The 22,377-nt window shown below is 34.6% G+C and carries 15 protein-coding genes and 1 pseudogene; 5 read left to right on the plus strand and 11 right to left on the minus strand.

Annotation, left to right across the window (positions count from 1 at the left end; translation table 11 throughout):
* Positions 1 to 7 precede the first annotated feature (7 nt).
* A complete protein-coding gene (locus ABWU65_RS00570) occupies positions 8 to 1,270 on the minus strand; it encodes an MFS transporter (protein WP_264685419.1) in 1,263 nt (420 codons plus the stop codon).
* Positions 1,271 to 1,447: 177 nt separating this feature from the next.
* Between ABWU65_RS00570 and ABWU65_RS00575 the strand changes: the two genes are divergently transcribed.
* A complete protein-coding gene (locus ABWU65_RS00575) occupies positions 1,448 to 2,080 on the plus strand; it encodes a glycoside hydrolase family 25 protein (protein ID WP_007302899.1) in 633 nt (210 codons plus the stop codon).
* 98 nt (positions 2,081 to 2,178) lie between these two features.
* Here ABWU65_RS00575 and aspS read toward each other — a convergent pair whose 3' ends face one another.
* A complete protein-coding gene (aspS, locus tag ABWU65_RS00580) occupies positions 2,179 to 3,981 on the minus strand; it encodes an aspartate--tRNA ligase (RefSeq protein ID WP_012481816.1) in 1,803 nt (600 codons plus the stop codon).
* Between the two features lie 131 nt (positions 3,982 to 4,112).
* On the opposite strand from aspS, the gene ABWU65_RS00585 reads away from it, so the two are divergent.
* A complete protein-coding gene (locus tag ABWU65_RS00585) occupies positions 4,113 to 5,489 on the plus strand; it encodes an ankyrin repeat domain-containing protein (RefSeq protein ID WP_353280072.1) in 1,377 nt (458 codons plus the stop codon).
* A gap of 60 nt (positions 5,490 to 5,549) precedes the next feature.
* On the opposite strand, the gene mutS is transcribed toward ABWU65_RS00585, so the two are convergent.
* A complete protein-coding gene (gene mutS, locus ABWU65_RS00590) occupies positions 5,550 to 8,051 on the minus strand; it encodes a DNA mismatch repair protein MutS (RefSeq protein ID WP_353280074.1) in 2,502 nt (833 codons plus the stop codon).
* 113 nt (positions 8,052 to 8,164) lie between these two features.
* On the opposite strand from mutS, the gene ABWU65_RS00595 reads away from it, so the two are divergent.
* The gene (locus tag ABWU65_RS00595) at positions 8,165 to 10,492 is read left to right on the plus strand and encodes an ankyrin repeat domain-containing protein (protein WP_353280075.1); all 2,328 of its coding nucleotides are present in this window, start codon (positions 8,165 to 8,167) and stop codon (positions 10,490 to 10,492) included.
* A 50-nt stretch (positions 10,493 to 10,542) separates the two neighbouring features.
* Here ABWU65_RS00595 and ABWU65_RS00600 read toward each other — a convergent pair whose 3' ends face one another.
* Entirely contained in the window at positions 10,543 to 12,633 is a 2,091-nt protein-coding gene (locus ABWU65_RS00600) for a heme lyase CcmF/NrfE family subunit (protein ID WP_007302894.1), read from the minus strand.
* A gap of 146 nt (positions 12,634 to 12,779) precedes the next feature.
* Between ABWU65_RS00600 and ABWU65_RS00605 the strand changes: the two genes are divergently transcribed.
* Positions 12,780 to 14,021 (plus strand): hypothetical protein, encoded by a 1,242-nt coding sequence (locus tag ABWU65_RS00605; RefSeq protein WP_353280077.1) that lies wholly within the window; start codon positions 12,780 to 12,782, stop codon positions 14,019 to 14,021.
* Between the two features lie 214 nt (positions 14,022 to 14,235).
* Here ABWU65_RS00605 and radC read toward each other — a convergent pair whose 3' ends face one another.
* Positions 14,236 to 14,916: a RadC family protein gene (gene radC / locus ABWU65_RS00610; protein WP_019078756.1), complete on the minus strand. Its 681-nt coding sequence runs from the start codon at positions 14,914 to 14,916 to the stop codon at positions 14,236 to 14,238.
* Positions 14,917 to 15,603: 687 nt separating this feature from the next.
* On the opposite strand from radC, the gene ABWU65_RS00615 reads away from it, so the two are divergent.
* Positions 15,604 to 16,710 (plus strand): D-alanyl-D-alanine carboxypeptidase family protein, encoded by a 1,107-nt coding sequence (locus tag ABWU65_RS00615; protein WP_012482049.1) that lies wholly within the window; start codon positions 15,604 to 15,606, stop codon positions 16,708 to 16,710.
* Positions 16,711 to 16,742: 32 nt separating this feature from the next.
* Here the strand turns inward: ABWU65_RS00615 and ABWU65_RS00620 are convergent, their stop codons facing one another.
* The 6 genes and pseudogenes from ABWU65_RS00620 to ABWU65_RS00645 form a co-directional block, all read right to left on the minus strand.
* Positions 16,743 to 17,918: a DNA recombination protein RmuC gene (locus tag ABWU65_RS00620; protein WP_353280079.1), complete on the minus strand. Its 1,176-nt coding sequence runs from the start codon at positions 17,916 to 17,918 to the stop codon at positions 16,743 to 16,745.
* 30 nt (positions 17,919 to 17,948) lie between these two features.
* Positions 17,949 to 19,193, minus strand: coding sequence for a group II intron reverse transcriptase/maturase (ltrA, locus tag ABWU65_RS00625; RefSeq protein WP_353280030.1), 1,245 nt, complete (start codon positions 19,191 to 19,193; stop codon positions 17,949 to 17,951).
* A 43-nt stretch (positions 19,194 to 19,236) separates the two neighbouring features.
* Positions 19,237 to 19,359 (minus strand): hypothetical protein, encoded by a 123-nt coding sequence (locus ABWU65_RS00630; RefSeq protein ID WP_262986403.1) that lies wholly within the window; start codon positions 19,357 to 19,359, stop codon positions 19,237 to 19,239.
* Positions 19,360 to 19,718: 359 nt separating this feature from the next.
* A pseudogene (locus tag ABWU65_RS00635) lies at positions 19,719 to 19,955 on the minus strand (DNA recombination protein RmuC); the annotation flags it as partial.
* 273 nt (positions 19,956 to 20,228) lie between these two features.
* Positions 20,229 to 21,389, minus strand: a complete 1,161-nt coding sequence (locus ABWU65_RS00640) for a porin (protein ID WP_265025370.1) — start codon at positions 21,387 to 21,389, stop codon at positions 20,229 to 20,231.
* A 100-nt stretch (positions 21,390 to 21,489) separates the two neighbouring features.
* Positions 21,490 to 22,293: a hypothetical protein gene (locus ABWU65_RS00645; RefSeq protein WP_264685015.1), complete on the minus strand. Its 804-nt coding sequence runs from the start codon at positions 22,291 to 22,293 to the stop codon at positions 21,490 to 21,492.
* Positions 22,294 to 22,377: the final 84 nt, after the last annotated feature.

Here is a 22,377-nt window from a genome sequence, read left to right on the forward strand (position 1 = left end):
AGCGATTTCACCAATCAATTTTTTTGTCTTTGGCTTTAATTTGAAGTACAGATATTAGGCTAATCAATGCACAAACAGTAAGGTAAATCCCTGCGGCAAGTTTTGTTTCGGTTTTTTCTATAAGCCACATGCATATCGATGGAGAAAGGCCGCCAAAAATACCTGCAGATATGTTATGTGCGAGGCTAAAGCCGGTGCACCTAACTTTTGTTGGAAATAACTCGCAGGCAAGAGAATTATATATTCCAAAAGATGCACCTATCGGCACACTTATCAACAGAAAAGAGAGCGTGACAATATAGTGGTTATCATTTGATAATAGCGAAAGTACCGGCAAACCGGCGCAAGCTAGAGCTACTAATGTAGGAATCATTACATTTTTTCTTCCAATTTTATCAGACAGTATTGCAAATAGCACTGCGGACGTTCCAAATGTAATTTCAACTATAATCCTTACTACATTTTTAATATCAATACCTGACAGAGTAAGCGCTTTTACAGATATGTTATAAAACATTATTACCGAATAAACGATTGCATTTTGAGCGATACCAAGCCCAATTGCTAATATAAATGCTTTTTTGTAGGTTTTGATTAATTCTAAAAATGGAGAATCAGATAAGCTTCTATTTTGATCATGAATTTTATATGCTAAGCTCTCTTCCATTATATATCTTGTTAAAAAGCCTATTATGCCCATAATGAAGCAGAAATAGAAGGGCAACCTCCAGCCCCAAATTTCATAATTTTCACCTGTAAACTTTTTGCAAATAGCTATCATTACAAAGCATGTGATAGAACCGAGAGCACCACTAAACGCTTTCATGCTCCCTAAGAATCCTAGATTTTTTTTATCGCTTGAATGCTCTATTAAAAAAGCAGAGTTAACACTTGTTTCTCCACCTGCTGCCATTCCTTGTACTATCCTACAAAACAGAAGCAGTATAGGAGAAAATATTCCTATTTCTCTAAAGCTAGGTATAACCGCAATTGCAGTAGACGATATCGAAGCTAATATTACGGAAGTCAGTAAAATTTTCCTCCTGCCATACTTATCTCCAATGTAACCAAAAATAAACGCACCAAGTGGTCTAAATCCAAAGCCAATTGCAAAACTGCCAAGGAATTTGATTTTTTTTATGTAGTCGCTTTCTGATGAAAAAAAAACGTCACTTATTATATGCGTCAAAACTCCAAACAGAGTTATTTCATACCATATAATCATATTGCAGATTATACTTGATAGTATTGCTTTTTGAATATCGCTCATAATTTTTAACTCACTATAATTTAACTTACTAATAACAAGTATTTTTGTCTATAGATTGTAGTTTAGAACTTTGTAACTGTTTTAGTATAAAATTGTTTACAATATGCTCACAAGATATTCATTAAATTTTCACTATTATATTCTATATTCAACATTTATTGTAATTATGAGGTTAGTATGAGTGAAAAAGGTATAGACGTATCTCATTGGAATGGAGAGATTGATTGGTTGAAAGTTGCAAAGGATGAGGTAAGGTTTGCATTTGCCAAAGCAACTGAGGGAGAAACTTTTCAAGACACTAAATTTGGACAAAATTTTCAAAGTATGAAAGATAATAATGTGCAAGCTGGGGCATATCACGTATTTAGGATGACCTCAACACCTGAAGGTCAGTTGAATAACATAGTTAACGAACTTAAAAAAGCTAATTTTGAGCCAGGTACAAATAAGTTAGCTGTTAGTGCTACAACTGGTATTTGCGAAGGAAGAACAACAAAATGTGATGATCCTACAAAACACACTAACACACAGAGAGCCGAAAAACTTCATTCTTTATTGACTCAATTGAATGAAAAAGGATACAGTCCAATTGTATATGCTTCACCAAAAACGTGGAATGATTACTATACACAAGAAGAACATAATTTTTCTCACTACCCATTATGGGTTGCTGATTGGAGAGGAAGATCGGAGCCTGAATTACCTAAAGATTGGAAGGATGCGGGTAAAAACTATACTTATTGGAATTACACCTCTCAAGGAGAAGTAAACGGAATAGAGGGCCAAGTCCCGCTAGACCAAACTTTTTGATATCCTAAAACTATAAAGTAGTGCTAGGGCCTAGCACTACTTTAACAGAATTCAATATTCTTGTTTTTTCCCCACCTAAACTCAAGTTATATACAACTTTATTCAACAACCTTTAAAGACAACTCACGTAAATGCTTATCATCTACTTTAGAAGGAGCGCCCATTAGAACATCTTCTCCTTGCTGATTCATAGGAAAACAGATTACTTCACGAATATTCGGCTCATCTGCAAGTAGCATAACCATTCTATCAACCCCTGGCGCTATTCCACCATGAGGTGGCGCTCCAAACCTGAATGCACGCACAAGCGCGCCAAATTTTGTATCAACTTCCTCTTTACTGTAGCCTGCAATGGCAAAAGCTCTGTACATAATATTCAGTTTGTTATTACGAATTGCTCCACTTGACAGCTCTATTCCATTGCAAACAAGATCATATTGGTAAGCAAGGATATCCAGCGGATCTTTTTCTTCTAAATCTTTCAAGCCACCATGTGGCATAGAGAATGGGTTGTGAAAGAAATCTATTTTTTTGCTCTTATCGTCATATACAAAATATGGAAAATCAATAATCCAACAGAATTTGAAGATATCGTCATCTATTAATCCCAATTCTGAACCTAAAAGAGTGCGCACTTTCCCTGCAATTGTTGCTGCTTCATTTTCCTTATCAGAAGCAAAAAATACACTATCTCCGGGCTTTACATTCGTTATTTCTTTTATGGAATTTAGCCTATTGTCATCGAGGAATTTAGCAATTGGCCCTTTTGCGATGCCATCTTTATCAAACGTTATATATCCAAGACCTTTAGCACCGAATTCTTTTTGCGCATGTTCTATTTTTTTATCAAAAAAACTGCGTGGTTCCTCTGCTGTTTTAGGAGCAGGGATGGCTCTGACTACCATACCTCGCTCGATATTGCTTTTGAAAATATTGAACTCTGAATCACGGAAAATCTCTGTAACATCGCTGATTAATAATGGATTACGCAGATCTGGCTTATCAGATCCATATTTGAGCATTGCTTCTTTGTATGTAATACGTGGAAAATCTTTATCAACTGATTTGCGAGAAAATTTGGCAAACACTTTATATAAGGTAGATTCAATAACCTGAAATATATCTTCTTGAGTTACAAAAGACATTTCAAGATCTAGCTGATAAAACTCCCCAGGAGAACGGTCAGCCCTTGCGTCCTCATCACGAAAACAAGGTGCAATTTGAAAATATTTATCAAACCCTGAAACCATAAGCAACTGCTTAAAAATCTGTGGAGCTTGTGGTAATGCATAGAATTTACCAGGATTTAGTCTGCTTGGCACTAAATAATCACGTGCTCCTTCAGGAGAAGAGGCAGTAAGTATGGGAGTTTGAATATCTAAGAATCCTTGCTCTATCATGAGCCTCCTGAGCTCTGAAATGATCTGTGAACGTAGAATAATGTTATTACGAACCTTTTCACGTCTTAAATCAAGAAAACGATATTTAAATCTCATGTTTTCTGGGTATTCTTGCTCACCGGCGATACTTGCTAATATACTCCTTTCTTCTTTTGCTATTTCTTCATCACAGTGGAACTCAACTTCAGATTCAACTTGTAAATTACTAACTATAACTTCAATTTCTCCTGTGGAAATAGAGCTATTTACCGTATCTTCAGTTCTAGCTTTGACTATTCCTGTGACAGTAATCACACTTTCTGATTTTAAATTCGAAATTTCATCAAAAAAATCTTTATCGTTATTGAATACCAACTGAGTAATCCCATGAAAATCTCTTAAATCAACAAAGATTAGGTTACCATGGTCACGTTTACGGTACAGCCACCCAGAGAGAGTAACTTCCTTTTCTACATCATTCTTCCTTAATTCATTACACTCGTGAGTTTTATAACAGTTCATTTAATTGAAATTTCTAGAATACAAAAAGATTATAAAATAAATTAACCTTTGGGCAAGATAATATCTAAAGATCCTTTACAAGCAATTCTGATTTAGATATACTTTTTTATTATGTGTGTTGAGGTGTATTTATGAACCCTGAAGAATTAAAAGAAATTTTAGCTAAAAAAGAGAGGGTGAATGCTGTAATAAAAGATCTTGTTGATACTGTCACCAAAAATGATTTAGAAAAAGTAAAGTCAATTTTTGAGGAAAATAGTTCCATTATTCGAGATGTTGTCACTGAGGTTAATTCCCAAAGCGGTACAAATTTATTAAAGTGTTCTACTAATAACAAAATGGCCGAATATCTAATAGAAAAGGGTATAAGCTTTAGCGCTGCAGTCACAAAGGCAGTTAAAAGAAGAGATTTAGAGTCAGTAAAATCAATCTGTCAGATTAACAGCTTAATAGCTAAAGATGAGTTATCGCAAAATCCTGAGCCACTAGAATCTGCAACTTATGATCACAAATTTAATGATAAAATTGCAAGGTATTTGATTGAACAAGGTGCAAATCCTAATGCAACTGATCATCTTGGTCGTTACTTACTTCATCTGCAAACTGCACAAGGCAATTTCGAAGGAGCTAAGGCTTTAATAGAAAACGGTGCGGATGTTAACTTAATAAATCAAGAGGTAAAAAGCTATCAGAACTTAATTATTGGTGGTAGTGCGTTAAAGGGTCAAACTGCGTTGAATTTTGCAATTAGAATATATTACAGACATAAAGACATAGACGATCAAAAATCTGATAAAACCTTAAAATTTATAAGTTATTTAATAGAACACAAAGCAAACTTAAATATCAAAGATTGTAATGAGATGGTCCCTTTAGATATTGCTATATTTCATAATTCTCCAAAGATAGTAGAATTATTGATAAAAGCTGGTGCTGATCTTAATGTTGGAAGGGAAAAAGCAGAAGGTGTTTTAAAGTATGCAATTACTGAAGGGCATATAGATATAGGGAAAGCTACAATTCGATATATTTTGAAACATGACTCACACTGGTTAACAACTTCAAATAAACCAGATCTTCTCAATGACCAACAAGAGTTATCAAACTATTGGGATGAATATAAAGCTCAAGTTAAAGAGCTTCATGATATAGTGGAAGATAGAATTGACTTGACTGGTGACGGCTCTACCCGTCCTATAATGAGAACAGTGAGTGGCTTTTTAGATCATGAAAGTAGAAAAAATCTAGTAAAATCATCATTTATATCTAGTGCTGAGGCACCAGAAAATTTTTGTCCGAGAAAGCTGGCTGTTATAAGTGTAGCTGCAATAACTTGCGCTTTAGCATTATATTTTCTTGCTCCATTAATCATTGGGTCTTCTGCTGGAATTGGTACTCAACTAGCATTAGGAGCTGTAGGTGCAGTTGTAGGTGGTGGAATTGGAATCTTGACTAATGTAGCAATCGATCAATGCTACGTTAATTCAGTTACTCAGAAAGCTGACTAAAATTAAAGCGCCATAGATTGCTAAAATCCATAATTGTGGAGTAATATAATGTTACTTTCCTCAAGCCTTTAGCTCCTCAAATACTTCTCTTGCTCTGTTTAAAACAGAATCAGGAAAACCAGCAAGTTTTGCTACATGTATTCCATATGACTCATCTGCAATGCCTTCAATTACTTCATGTAAAAAGATGACTTCTCCTTTCCATTCTTTTATTTTCATACAAAAACATTTCACATTTTCTAAGTATTCACCTACTTTAGTCAATTCATGATAATGAGTTGCAAAAATGGCGCGGCACTTATTTACATTGTGAATATGTTCAATCACTGCCTGTGCAATAGATAATCCATCATACACTCCTGTGCCCCTACCAATTTCATCAAGTATCACCAAGGAACGATCTGTTGCCTGATTTACTATCGTTGCTGTTTCGATCATCTCTACCATGAAGGTAGAATAACCAGCTGTTATATTATCTGTTGCACCAACCCTGCTAAATATCTTGTCAATCACTCCAATATGCGCACTCTCTGCTGGCACAAATGACCCCATGTGAGCTAAAACTGCAATGAGAGCGTTTTGCCTCAAAAAAGTGCTTTTTCCAGCCATATTAGGACCAGTAATTAGATGTATACCAGCTAAATTGATGCTATTTGCAATGAATTTATCGTTAACTTCAACCACTGGATGTCTTCCGCTACAGATATTGAACTCTTTGCTGTCATCAATGATGGGTTTTACGTAATTATTTTGCACTGCAAGCTCTGCAAACGCGGTTCTAATATCAAGTTTTGCCAAAGCATTTGCAGCAAGAGCAATTTTTTCAGATTCTTTAGCGACTTCACTACACAGTTCACTAAAAATTTTCATTTCTAAGCCGATTGCAGCATCACGTGCCGTAAGAATTTTATTTTCTAGTTCTTTCAATTCATTAGTAGTGTAGCGCATGCTATTTGCTAAGCTTTGTCTATGAATAAATATATCCGAAGTTATTTTGTGATTTGCCGACACTTCAACGTAATAACCAAGTATATTGTTGTGTAATATTTTGAGTGCAGCAATGCCAGTTAGGTCGCGATAAGATTCACGGAGCTTAGTTACCAACTTGTTACTGTTGTTCAATATATAAGATAACTCAGATAATTCTGAGTTGTATTTTGGATTGATAAATCCTCCTTCTTTTACGGAACTGAGGTTGTTATCAAGTATAGCGCTGTTTAGAAGCTCGAATAGATCTTTATGATTACCAAGACTTTTATGTATTGTGCTTAGTTCACTCTCGTCACTACTTATCACCTGAACTGGTTCCTTTTCTCTGGTCAAGCACTGGAATGACATCTGAGAGTTAATTTCTGATTTTTCACTTAAACAATAATTATGCAAGGTAGACAGAAACTCAGACAATTCTAAAGTCTTTCCTAGGCCTATTTTCAATAGGTTCATATCCTTTGGTGAACCACGCCCTAGTATTAAGCGCGATAAAGACCTTTCAATATCCGGAATGTTAGATAATATCTCTCGTATTTTTCTGCGTGAATCATGATTATTTACAAAAAATTGAGCGGTGCTGAGCCTCAAATTAATTGCCTTAGAGCAAGCAAGGGGTGAAGCGAGCATTTGTTTGAGCAGGCGTCCACCAGAAGCTGTAACTGTATGATCAATAACTGAAATTAGTGAACCTTTCTTTTCACCAAATTGAGTTGAAAACAACTCAAGATTTCTCCTTGCTGAAGCATCAATAAGCATGAAATTTTGTTGCTTATAGGTTTTTGGGAATTCAAGCCTTGGAATGGAGCCCCTTTGCGTTACTCTGACATATTCAAGCAGTGCACCACACGCCATGATTTCTACTTTGCTGAAATTTCCTATACTCCCAAGTTCCCTGATTTTATAAAACTCGCATAATGTTCTGTGAGATTTACTATACTCAAAAAAGCTCTGTGCGTGTTGCGTAATTGATATTTTATAATTTTTTAACATCGATCTAATTTTTTCATCCTCAGTGAATTTTTCAGAAATTAATAATTCTCTTGGTGATATACGCAATAAATCACTATCTAGAGCTTTCAAACTCGTTAAAGTGTGAAAAAATTTTCCCGTCGATAATTCAAGCCAACTAATAGCATATTCGTCATTTTGTTCAACTATGGATGCGAGATAATTATTGCTTTTATCCTCCAGTAGTGAATCTTCTATAATTGTACCTGGAGTTACAACTCGCACTACATCACGCTTTACTATGGATTTATAGCCCCTCTTTTTTGCTTCATCAGCAGTTTCTAATTGGTCACAGATTGCTACTTTGAATCCTAAATCTATTAGCTTGTGTAGGTAAGATTCGCTACTGTGTGCTGGCACTCCACACATTGGTATTTCTTGCCCATTTGAATTGCCCCTCTTGGTTAGCACTATATTCAGCAATTTCGCAGCTTTAATAGCATCATCGAAAAACAATTCATAAAAATCTCCTAGCCTATAAAATAGCAGATGATCCTTGTATTGAGCTTTCAGGTTCAAATATTGCTCCATTACAGGGGTATTTTTTTCTCTTATTAAGTTCATAACATTTTTAAATATGTTAGCAGCAAACCGCTTACTCTGGTGTTGGTTATTTTATTATGGATCAATAATTTTTTTTAGCTATAGTACAAAAACAAATAGTTTGAGGTAGAATTATGGAATATGAACGGTTGTTAAAAATATTAAGGACAATAAGTGACTTAAATGAGAACAATATAATCGAAAGGGTAAAAGAGGAATTGGAAAAAGAAGATCCAGACACGTATAAAAAGTGGCAAGATAATGGATTTAACATAAATTATACATTCGATGATCAAAGTACATTGTTACATATAGCTGCTAGAAATGATCTTGTAAAGATAGCAGAGCTTTTAATAAAAAAAGGGGGTAATGTTAATACAGCAGATCAAGATGGATGGAATACTTTACACTTTGCTGCTGCAAGTAGCAGTATAGGAGTGGTAGAGATTCTCATAGCAAACGGGGTTAATGTTAATGTAGCAGATCAAAATGGGTTTACTCCTTTGCATTGTGCTGCTCACAATGAAAATAAAGAGATAGTAGAACTCATATTAGACAAGGGGGCTAATGTTGATGCAGTAAATCAAAATGGGTGTACTCCTTTGCATTGTGCTACTATCAATGGACATGAAGAAATAGTAGAACTCCTATTAGAGAAAAGGGCTAATGTTGACGTAGCGGATGAATACGGGCGTACTCCGTTATGCTGGGCTATTAGAAATGGCTATTCAGAAATAGCAAGAATTCTACTTGAAAACAAAGCAGATCCTTTATTGGGACATAAAAGTTTTAACACATTAAAGCTTTTGATTGAATTAATAAAAAATGATTTTAAGCACTCTAAGAAAGCAGAAGAAACACAGCAACAAGAAGATGATGAATATGAATTGATTAAATACTCGTTGCTACTTCGCAATGACTGCTCCTTAACGGATGTTGTCGAAAGAAGTGCATTTGGCAAGCTGATATCTACGTGGCTTGTTGACATGTCCAACTTAACAGAGAGTCAGAAGGAATTGAATAAAAAATTCTTAAGTACTTTTAAAGACTTTCCACATGTTACTTATAAGGATTATAAGAACGATGTTGAAAAAATTAAAAAATTTTTACTAGATCATAAAAGTAATCAAGATCTAAAAACCATTCTCAACCTTAAAAGAGGAGAATCTAAACTGACAATACTGCATATTCTATCAAGTATGGAATGTAGCAATTCAGAAGAATGCATAGATTTACTGTTGAATTCAGGTGCTGATCCTAATGAAAAGGACGACACAGGAAGGACGCCTTTGCATTATGCTACTCGTTCTGGTCATTGTGATACAATTATCAAATTGCTTCTAAGGAAAGGAGCTAATCTTGATATAAAGGATAAAAAAGGTAAAACCCCAATAGAATTTGCAGTTAATAACCCCCACCTTAATATTAAAGAGTGCTTTTTAACTGATGATGTTATTTATGGAACTTTTCGTAACAAAACACAAGCTGACTATAATGGAAAAAAGTATTTGCGCAAAAGTGTAAATCTATGGGGGAATGATTTTATACTAGATGAGCAAGATCCAGGTAAATATTTTTGTAAATTAGATGAAGTTCAAGACATAAATCAGCTAGAACAGGTTGTAAATGAAGCTATAAAATCTAGGGTAAGGTTCAATCTTACTTGTGAGGGAAATATATATGAAAATACTTATGAGAATAAGTATAATTTTACAGATTATGTAATAAGAAGAATTAGTGAATTAAAGATTTTTCAAGTTGAAAGGGACATAGAAGTTGCTAGTCGCATAGTATGTAATTTGGTAAAAAGAGGTGCAGTACTTGAAACTCTAAGTAGTATAATTGTAATTGATAAACTAGAGAAGTTTAAAGACCACAAAGATAATCTGAAAGAAGCACGTAAAAGCTATATACATTATTCTCTAAGGTTTTTGGAAGCTGCAAAAAACGCAACTACTGGTAAGGTAAAAGAGGCAAAAATGGACAACTTCACTTTCTGCTTGAAATACTCAAAGAATAGTATAGTCGAGGTTGCAAAAATCATAAATGGAACAGATGAAAGCACAGAATTTCGAAGAGACGTGATAGCAATCGGTGAAAGCGAGATAGAAATTTTAACGGAAGGTGGGGTAAGAAATTATACTGACCTTATAGGTAATATAGTACTGACTTTTCATACTGATTTGGGAAAAGTAGATGCTAGATTGTATTCTGATGTGCAAGATGAAGAAAAAATTATAGTAGAAGTGAGTAACAAGGAGGAAATATTGGAAAAGTTTAAAAATTATAAAGAAGAGTTAGGTGAGAACTGCTTGCTTGGTGGTTCTTCTGTCTACGACGCTATTAAGCAGGGATATTTTAAAAGGCCTGAGGAAGTAGATTCCATATATCATGTAAGTTCTTCATTAGAAAATATATCTTTATTTCCTATTGTACAACAGAACACAGAGAAAATTCGCTAGCGAGGTTAGTGTTGCTTAGCTTAAGTTTAAATTGCCAAAAAATGCAAACTTTATGATACTGAAGGAACTACTTTTTTGGTAGAAGGCAAAGCAGCAAGGAGCGAGCCAAAAGCGATAAGAAAGGATCCTAGCCAGATTATAGACATTCCAGGTTTATAGTGCACTTTAGCTGCGATTTTGCTCTTACTCTTATCAATCTCTCCAATTACAACATAAATATCAGAAAATAAATTGTGGTAGATACTGCTTTCAACATTTTTCTGACCTTCCGCAAGGTAAAATCTATATTCAGGAGTTACTTCACCTAATATCTTATTATTCAGCAAATTCCTGATATCCATTGTACCCCTCACTGCATGGAAATTTTTTTCTTTTATTAGCTCAATATTTCGTAAAGTAACTTTAAATTTATTGACTGTTATGCTGTCTCCTATTCCCAAGTAGTTTTCTTTTTTCTCCTGCCAACCAACGGAATAAGATATACCAAGCACTAGAATTGCCACTCCAGCATGAGCAAGCATCATTCCATAGTAGGACTTAGAAACTCTTCTTGCTAATAAAATTGATTCACCAAATGCTACCTTAAATAAACAAATTCTTTTACTATATGCTTCTAAAACAAAGATTAATAATGCTATGGAGATGGTAATTGATAGCACAATCATTAGCTCCATGTGAAAGATAAACGGCAAAATAGCTGCAGCACTACAAAATGAAAATCTATATTCACGGAATATTGGCAATAGACTATTTCCCTGCCAACTGCAGTATTGCCCTATCATGGTGAGTACTAGAATAGCTAGTGCAATAGAGTTAAATAAAGAATTGTAATATGGTGCTCCAACTGAAATTAATTCACCGGTTAAATACTCAAGCACTGTAGGGTATAAAGTGCCAACGAACACGATGAAAAAGGCAGTGATGAATAATAAATTGTTCATCAGCATCATCGTAAGGCGTGAAAAGAATCTTCTACCTTCTGTCACTTGAGTAGCAGATTTCTTTTCAGATTCCAATATCGAATACTGGAAAGATGTGTGATTCTTTCTCGTAAACACTACAAATATTACTAAGCTACTGACTGTAATTACACCAAGTAGAGCTAATATATACAGTCCATATCTTGGGTCATCTGCAAACGTGTGCACTGAGGTAAGTATTCCTGAGCGGACTAGAAATGTTCCAGTCACACTCAATATAAAAGTTGTAAGCGTAAGTAAAATAGCGAAATTCCTTAAAGTATTGAAATTTCGTACAACGAGCAACAAATGTGTCAGCGCCACTGCAATTAGCCAAGGCATCAAAGAAACGTTTTCCACTGGATCCCAGAACCAAAATCCACCCCAACCGAGTTCACGATATGCCCACCAGCTACCCAAGCTGATGCCCAAAGTGAGCAGCGACCAAGAAATAAGTACCCAAGGCCTGACAATTTTAGCCCAAACATTTCCTTCAGTATTTAAAATTAATCCAGCTATAGAGAGCGAAAAAGGAATGCTAAATCCAAGGTACCCCAAATATAATACCGGTGGATGAATAGCAAGGCCTATATCCTGCAATATCGGATTAAAACCCAGTCCATCTGTTTCAATGCCTGGCATTTTAGTGAAGGGGCTGGATTCAAGTAAAGTGAACAGTAAAAAACAAAAGCAAATCAAGCCTTGGGTGATAAGAGATATTTTTTTTAATTTACTACCATTAGTTCGTTCTGGTGTCATGCAAGTAGCTGACACTGGAATCCAGTTTTTATTACACTGCCATTTGATGTACTCATTTGCAATTAAATTGTCTGGATCCAAGTAGTCAAGCACTGGGATGACAGAAGGTATATAAATATCCATTAGTAATAAATACATGACAAGCACTAAGGTCCAAAGCAACATAGACCCTTCTTTATTTCCCCAAACACCACAAATCTTATAGATTAAAGGTTTTGTTGTGTGTGAGTGGTAATATACGTTTTCAAGTGAGAAATCATTTTTAATGTGGCAGTAGATCAAAATAGCCATTGATGCTGACACACAAAAAAATATGGCAGAGGAGACGAATCGGTAAGAACTAAACGGTAGAAACAAATACGTTAAAGATAACAAACAGGCTACCAATAACAATATATTCCCAAATTCAGGCATAAGATTCATATAATGATATTACTAATAATAAATTGGGAGTTAAAGTTTTAATATAGGAACAAAGTTAATCTTCAATTATATTAATAGTAAGTAAAAATTAAGCATTAAGCTTTTATACTTTATATTATATAACATTAATATTGTGAGGTAATATTATGGGCACAACTAAGATTAGTGAATTTCTATTCAATATAAAAGGTAAAGTGGCAAAACAACATGCTGAACCAATAATTGAAAAAAATCTCTATACTATTTTAGGATTCAAAGATGTAGAAGATTTAGAACATAAGACAAGTAAGTCCGTTAACAAAAAAATTTGGCAGCTATTTATTGATTGCTTTACAAAGGAAATAGATTATGTAGCAACTAAGCAAGTTGTAAAAAACGTTGTTTGTAATATTGCCAAAAGTGCCCAAGGCAATGCTTTTACTGAAGCTGAAAGCTTAATCTTAAACGAAAAACAAGATAATAAAAAGAGAGAAAGAGCGATTAAAAAAGCTACTAGTATTTTAAAAAAAATCAATCCAGAAAAAGCCTTCAATGAACTTTCAGTAATAAAAAAACAAGCCGAAGATTTTTTACAAACCGATTTTTATAAGGCGCAGAGCAAACCACTGCCAGGATTTGCTACATCTGGTGCACAGCTTTTTGCGGAAACTTTGAAATATATAGAAACACTAGAAAAATTATCAGAAGTTAAAAAGGAAGATTTAACTAAGAGTTTCCTATTAAATTATATTAGTTCACTGAACAAAAAGTATCCTAAATCACAAGGTAAAAGGGAAGATGCTATACGAATACTATCAAGCGATGAGTTGAAGAATTTTTATAATAAAGGTGTAGAGGAAGGAATACTACAACCGCTGGTATCATATAAAGAATGCAGAAATCTGTATGATAAAATGAGCCAAACAAAGGATGAATGTATAATCAAAAAAGAAGAACATGAGAAAGCAAGTAAGTCAATAACCAGTATAATTAGTGACATAAAAAAATGTAGAGAAGCAGTCCTTAGTTGCAAAAATTTTCAGAGCTCCTACATAAAGGAAAAAGCAGAACACCCATTTAGAGGCACCTCATGTCAAAAAATGATTGATATATATCAAGAGAGAATTGCTGGATATCAGGAAAAAATTCGTCAAAACCTAAAACAAATAAGAGCAATATTAAAAGATACGCCGCAAGATGTGGAAAAATTTAAGGAAATAATCAATTGTGTGCATGAAGCAGAGCAGTATGATGAAATTTTTGATTCGGCTTTAATTTGTTTATCGAACATACAGAATAAGCTAGATATTCAACCAGAAAATCCCCTAACAGAACTCAGAGCTTCACAAATCAACGTTGAAATTGAGCTAACTAGGCTCTGTGAACAAAATATTAGAGTAAGCATGTGAGTGCTTCAACAAAATTCAAAAAACCAATAAAGACCTCATAAGTCTTATCAAAATAGGAGATTTCTAATAGTGGCAAATACCATGTATTTCTTTCAATTTGCCACTACCTAAATCACACATTGTCTTCCAGAAGGAAAATTTTTGTTCCACTGGCAACCACCTCATGTATAGCTTTACTTTCATAATAAGAAAAATGGCAAAAGCAATTTTAGATCTACTCTAATAAAAGCCTATTTTCCTTGAAACTAAAATAGCTACTAAATGTGATAATAATATGATCTATTAATTCTATTCCTATGCTTTTGCAAGCTTCTGCAAGCTGTCTAGTGAGAAACATATCGCTACTTGAAGGCTGTATATCTCCACTTGGGTGATTGTGGGATATTACAATCGATGTTGAGCCAATCAAAAGAGCGCGTCTTATGATCTCTCTAACGTAAATAGGAGTTTGATCTACTGTACCAAAGTTCTGCAGATCTTCCGCTATTAGACGATATCTTTTATTCATATAGATGACGCGAAAATTTTCTTTATTAAGGCTTCCTATACTTACTTTTAAATAATCAAGCAAATTTTCCCAGTTATTGATTATAGGTAGGTCCTTTATTTCTTCTCGTGCAGAACGAACAAAAGCCTGTTTCACACAAAAGATAGCAGATATGGCTGCATTATTAACTCCTTCAATATTTTGCAGTGCTTCTAAATCGGCATTAAAAACTTTATTTAAACTGCCCAAATTTTCTATCAAACTCTTTGCTACTGGCTTTACATCGATTCTACTATATGCTGAATATAAAATGTGTTCTAAAATCTCATAATCAAGCAATGATTGTCCGTTATCTAAAATAATTCTCTCTCTTAGGCGCTTTCTATGACCTTTTTTGTAATCTTTCATTATTCATGAATTGCTTATCTCTTATAATAAGAAATTGAATTTTTAAGTAAAATATTTAATAAAACACATGAAGCATAATTGTAAATTTTTGAAGACAGCAAATGAAAGTAGCCCCTCTCTTGTCATCCCCTGCTCCCTCCTTCTTGTCATTCAAGTAGCCTCATCCCAGTGTCCCTTCTATATATCATCCCAGTGCTCCTTCTATGTCATCCCAGTGCTTGACACTGGTTTCTTACCAACAAAAACCTAGCATAACTTTTGTGCTCAAAAAATTTCCAGCATCAAGTGCTGGCCTGAAGCTTTAGCTGTAAATGTTAAGAAATTTACCAAGCGAAAAAAAAAGGCAAAAAAATCCCCGTGTAACGAGTTTTGACCCTATAATAATGTAAATTGGCGCTGTAATAATGTGCTAACGCTTAAAATAAGCGCGTTTTGGCTGAATGTAGAAAAAATAAAAAAGACATGCAGCCGCTATAATTTTTATGTAATTTGCCAATAAATATCTGAGTGTTTTACTGAATTTTTGTTGTTGAACCCGCGCGGATCGAAAACAAGGATAAATACTCTTATTGTCATAATAAGGGGGCTGGCGCAGTTTGTCAAGGAAGTTTTATGCGAGAGATCTATTGAAATGCTCGTGCAAAATCATACTATTAATTAGTACACTATAAATTTAAAATTATAAATATGTTAAGCAAATTAGTAACTTTGCTATTAATTTTTATATTTCCTTTTTACTCATACTCATATCAGTTTAGAACCAAAGCAAAGCAAGCAATTGTCTTAGATTTAGCTTCAGACTCGTTCATTTTTGAACACAATTCCAGGGAAAAAATGGCCCCATCTTCAATGAGTAAGTTAATGACTTTATATGTAGCTTTTGACTATCTAAAAGCTGGAATAATAAAAATGGAAGATAAATTTCGAGTAAGTAGAAAAGCATGGGAAAGGAAAGGCTCTTCTATGTTTTTGAAAGAAGGTCAATTTGTTACGGTAAAAGAACTACTTGAAGGAATTACAATTGCCTCAGGTAATGATGCATGCATAGCGCTAGCCGAGGGTATCGCAGGATCAGAAGAGAATTTTGTTGCTGAAATGAATGAAGTTGCACAAGATTTAAATCTTAATGATAGTCATTTTGTTAACTCAAGCGGGTGGCCAGATGAAAACCATTTTATGAGCGCAAAAGACTTGGTAACACTGGCAAAAAGGATTTTTACTGATTTTCCTGAATACTATGATCTATTCTCTGAACAATATTTGACATATAACGATATTGTACAAAAAAATAAAAATCTTTTACTTTTCCATGATATTGGAGTTGATGGTCTAAAGACAGGTCATACAAGTGCTGGTGGTTATGGAATTATAGTATCTGCAAAACGGAACGATAGGAGAATTTTTGCTGTTGTGAATGGTTTGGATACCGAGAAAGAGCGAATAGAGGAAGCAAAAAGACTAATACAATATTCCTTAAATCATTTTAATACCAAGAAAATATTTGCTAAGGATAGCGTAGTTGAAGAAATAAATATTGTTTATGGAAAAGATAAAAAGGTGCCCGTTACAGTTGCAAACGATGTTACCATAACTTATAACCGCAGATTACATGATAAAATTAAAGTGCGTATTGAGTATAAAGATATGGTACCCGCACCAATTAAAAAAGGTCAAGAAGTGGGCAAAATTTTTGTAGAAATACCTGGTACTGAGCAACAAACTATACCTGTTTATACAGCAAATGATGTGCAGAAATTGAGCTATATAAAAAAAATTTTTAGAAAGTTGTTTTAATCAGCAAATGTAAGTTAAGGAGACCTGAAATACTAATCTACTTTCAACCTCTCAGCATGTAAACTGCGTGGTAAAGATTCCAACTCTTTTGCAGCAGTGAGTTCTTTATTTTTTGCATGTATACCAAGCTTATTGAATTCTCGGGCAGCAGGAAACACTCTTGCCTCAAGCGAACCAGCAGTTTTATTGTAATGATCAACAGCACTTTTTAAGCTTCTGCGTAAATTATCAAAATTTTCGCCCATTGTGCAGATTCGCTCATATAAAATATGGCCTAGTTCACTTATTTTCTTTGCATTTTCAGCTATCATCTCTTGCTTCCATCCATAGGCTACTGCCCTAAGTAGCGCGATTAAAGTGATTGGTGTTGCAATAATTACTTTTTTTTCTATTCCAATTTCTATCAAAGCTGGTTCACATTCTAGTGCTGCACTGAAAACCCCTTCTCCTGTTAAAAAAAGTACCACAAGCTCTGGCGTATTTTCAAATTGGTTCCAATATTCCTTTCTGCCTAGATCATTTATATGTTTTTTTATTGCCAGAGAATGATTCTTCAATTTTTCCTTTTGTATCTGTAAATCATTTTGCGACATAGCATCCATGTAAGAATCAAGTGGTACTTTAGCATCTATTATTATTTGCTTTCCTGATGGCATTTTTATTATCAAATCAGGACGCAACAAATTGTCCTCATTTTTATCAATTACTGAAGCTTGAGTCAAAAAATCGCAATATTCAATCATTCCCGCCATTTCTACTACTCTTTTTAGCTGCATTTCACCCCATTTTCCCCTAATGTGAGGCTTCCTCAGGGCGTTAGCAAGGCTAGAAGTTTGACTCATTAATGCTCCAATTTGCTCCCTTAAACCTTCATAGGCCCCTACCCTCTCCTTCTCTAGGTCACGTATTTCACTATCGAATTTTTCTAACTTTTCTTTTATTGGAGTGACAACTTCGTTGATCGTTGCTTGCCTTTTTTTGAAATCACTTTCTGTTTCTTTTAGCTTACTATCGATTACTTCCTTCGCTAAATTCAGAAAATTATTGTTGTTTACCTGCAAAGCATCAAGAGAGAGAGCTTTAAAAGTGTTTGTAAGCCTCTCCTCTGCTTTTGTCAGTAATTCTATTTCCTTTTTCTTTTCCTCACGCTCTTTTTGGGAGAGTAGACCGGCGGAACTTCCCCACCAGTCTCTCGCAGAACTGTGCATGAACCTCTCAGCTCACACAGCTCCCATTATTTAGCCTTTTGATCCTTGTCCTAGTTCCCAGTGGTAGAAAATATTTGGAGACCTTTTTCTCACCTTTCCTAGAAATTGGCTCGCTAGTCTTCCATGAGCTCGAAGTTTCTTATATTTTTTCCTAGCCCACTTTATTAGGTATCTCTCTATATTTCTGAGAGTTGGATGCATCTCTGATTTATAAAACCTGCCATAATACTGAAACCAGCCTCTGACTATGGGATTTACTTTCTTTGATATCTCCTCCATGGTTGTAGATGTTTGCCTGTGTATTTTCCATGATTTTATAGCTTGGTGGATCTTTTTCTTGGCTTTGTTGCTAATTGCAGGCATAAATAAGACTCTATAACCCTTAACTTTGTTCTTTGCTAACCTAGGTCTAAAAGTGTAGCCTAGAAAATCAAAGCTTTGTTTGGGAAATTCGCCCTTCCTGTAGTGGTCCTTACAGTACACTATTTGTGTCTTCTCAGGATGTAGTTTTAGCTTATACTCAGCCAATCTTTTTCCGATCATTACCTTGATAAATTCCGCCTGCTTCTGAGTTTTGCAGTGTACTATCGCGTCGTCTACATACCTCTCAAATGGCATGGTTGGATAGTTTTGTCTCATCCACATATCAAATACATGATGCATAAATATGTTCGAAATTATAGGGCTTATCGAACCTCCTTGCGGAACTCCTTTATCCCTAACTACCTTACTACCATCTGCTTGCTGAATAGGGACTTTCATCCACCGTTCAACGTACAGTATGACCCATTTGCAGTCTGTATGCTTCTTGATTGCTTCCAATGCTAACTCGTGATCCAAATTGTCGAAAAATCCAGATATATCCAGATCTACCGTCCAATCATTCTTCCAGCATCTCTTGCAAGTCGTACTTACCGCGTCCAGTGCAGATTTGTTTGGTCTATAGCCATACGAATCTTCATGAAACTTCTGGTCTACCAACGGCTCAAGATACATTGTGGCAGCTGTTTGTGCTATCCTATCTGTTACTGAAGGGATGCCTAATATTCTCTCTCCTCCTGTAGCTTTTGGTATTACAACAGCTTTTACTGGCTCTGGAAAATAACTTCCGGATGACATCTGATTCCATAATTTGTATAGATTATCTTTTAGATTTTCCTCAAACTTTGTTATCGAGACCCCATCTACACCTGCCGCTCCTTTATTTTTCGATACTTGTTTATAAGCTTTCCAAATAAGTTGCTTTGGTATATCAAAAGACTTTGTTTTATTCATTAACTCCTCCCTTTCGGTTGATAAATAATTAAAACTAAATAACTCAGCCCCTTCGCTCCATTTCCATTACAGAAACTTCTTCACTACTACGAGCTGATCCGTCCCTGTTTTTCGCATCGGTACTCTCACCCTCAGAGATCAGCTCTTTGGATTTCTCCCTTATCATCGAAACGACAGGTTCCCGCAGTTCCACACAATAGCCTGAAATAGATTCATGCCACCTCTATGCCGGACGCCACCTACCCAGTAAACAAGCTCCCGATAGGTTTATCCCAAGTGAATTCTACGCACCTGGTTTTGACATCATCGCATTAAGTTTCGACACGTGTTCAGTGGTTCACTTTCGTTCATCTCTCTATTTCACACATGACACATAATTGTGCCTTTTCCATAACGCTCACTACCTTGGCTCTTTACCAAAGCAGCTTATGGTTGTTTGAAGCCTGCTCTTGTAAACTGGCTTCAAGGGGCCCACCCTCATCTGTTGCGTAGCTTTTGCACTCAGCTTGTTCTTTTCTGAACAGTCTTTGTGTCTCTACGGCACACTAGAATTACTTCAAGCTCTGCTTTTTTGACTTTCAACCCAACTATCTCTTCATCCTTATTCAGTAAAGTTCGCTTTGCCTCTTGAAGCTCACGCTCTAATTTAAGTTCAAGATTTGCTTTCTCCTCACTTAGCTTTCTATTCTTTTTTACGACGAAAAAGAGAAATAACAGTAAAAAAAGAAAATTTAACCCGAGAACTATAGAATTGAGAAGCATCAGAATACAGAAAAAACCGCACTCACAATACTATCTAATTTTTCTATATATAAAAAAGAAAAAAGAGAATCAAATGAGGTACTCTTTTGTGAAGGATTTGGTTTACTAATTAATAATCGCCTACACTTGGATTAGTGACATAATGTCTTTTTATTAAAAATCTTATATAATAGTTATTTTTATCATATCAAATAGCACATATATTAACAACTCGATTTTACTCTCATTGCTTACTATTTACCACATTACAACACTTACAAACCGGTTATTTCATTAAAAACTTAGCTTCAGCCCAGCCAAAAGCACATACCCGGAGTTATTACTTTCGATTTCAGGTTCTTTGGTACTAAATTTTACAATATCGAAGTAGTATGAAGTGCCAAGAGCTAATGGATATTCAAGACTGAAAGCCTGTGATGTTAATTCGTTTGTACCTTTGCCTACAATATCCCTGCTACTACTAAAATATGTTAAGCTCACTTTACGAGAATCAGAATGATAAGCAACACCTGCATTTATATAATTCATATTACTTGTTTCAGGACTACGTTTCTCACCAGATTTACCGCCATTACCGTACGAAAAAATGCAATCAAGTTCAAAAAGTTTTAGCTTCAAGCCAAAATTCCAGTGTAGCAATTGATTACGGCATTTATAATTTTCAGAAGTACCATCCGAGCAATCAGTTAAATTTTCTCTTGCAAACTCACCAGTAAAAGCAGTAGTAAAATTTATTTCATCTGATAAGCCATTTTTATAGGAAAGACCAGCGGCTATTAGATTGTTATATTGCAAATTATTTTTTCCTGGAACATAACTGAGTCCAAGTTGAAAGTTATAGATTTCAGGAGAAATATAGTTTATCGTTGGTTGTTTTAACTTCAGCTCTAGTCCATTATAGTCGCTGTAAATATTGGGTTTTACCCAAAATACCTCATCTTTATCATACCCAGGATCATTATCTTTTTTTTCATTACCGCGCAAATTTGAGTAATTTGTCCAATGACCATTTATTCCTCCGGCAGCTGTGTAAATTTTTGAAGTGTTAATTAACATACTCTGACTAACTAAACTTCCTTTACCATATTCAATTGATCCAAATTCCTGGTTCTTTATGATAAAATACCACTTCTCCATTTCTAACTTTTCTATGTCTAGTGCCTTTAAGTTTGCAATACCAGAAACTCCTACCTTAACATTAAACCCCATTTGTGTATTTGGATAAACTTGCTGCAAATAAAGAAAGCGCAGGTCTGAATAGCTTGAGGTCTTGTCTTTTGTAGAGCTAAAAGAATCTTTATTGAAAGCGTAGCCAAATCTTAAATCTACTTTTCCATCTAGTTCTACATAAAACATCTCCTTATCCAGAATTACCCTAGCGTTAGCACTTCCTCCCACAAGTAATGATAAAAATAGTGTGATTAGTAACCTCATAGGTAAGCTTAAATTCTTAATATAAGCTTAACAGAAATAAAAAACAATCCTTATATTGTGTAGAACTTAGATACTACAAACCAATTAATGACAAAAGCGTTTAAGCATTCTTCACACTATGTTTTTGAATTATATTTCCATAAATAATTGATATGCTTGATAGTTTTCGCTTTAATAACTGCTTGTTAATGGAAGAATGTATACGATTAACTATTTTAGATGTGTTATTTGCATCACAGTTCATCAAAATAAAAAGTACCTTATTCTCATCAATACATCCTAAAAAATCATCACTACGGCAATTTTTATAAAAATGTTCTATGATAATTTTTAGTGTATCATTTTCCTTATTACAACTGCTGTTTAAACCTATTATTCCTATAACTGCATTAATTTGATATTCAAAGGCAAAATTCAATATGACATATAACTCCAAAATCGTTGAATCATTGTCTGGTATATCAAACAAGTTGTGTTTTTTATATTTCTTACCCATCAGATATTTATCCCTAAACATTGCTAGCTTATGAAACAGGCTAATGTCACGTATCAATAGCTCATAATTAATCTTGCTATTAGTAAATTGCGTTGTGCGAAAAACTTTTACCTTTGTTTTTATATCTTCTCCTTTAGCGTCGATTAAAGAAAAGCCTATCACTTTTGGCAATATATCGGGCAAATCGCGCCCATCTTCAGTATACTCCAAATAGCTTTTCATATCTTCAGCTGCTCTTGCACTTAAAATATTGATTAACGGCTTATTAAGTAAATTCCCTTCTTCACATTTTAATAAATTCCTTGCTGCTTGATTGAGTCCCAAGATTAACACGTTTTTTTTCTCATTATCCTGAGAAACAGATATCACAGCATCATCTTTCCTTCTTGCCGTTATAAAATCTTCCATGCTTTCATTCTATAAAATGTATTTACCAGTATAATAAAGTTGTATTAAGATTTATTTACCTATTGATATACTTAATCAAGTATA

The organism is Wolbachia endosymbiont (group B) of Silvanus unidentatus, assembly GCF_964028615.1.
Classification (GTDB): domain Bacteria; phylum Pseudomonadota; class Alphaproteobacteria; order Rickettsiales; family Anaplasmataceae; genus Wolbachia.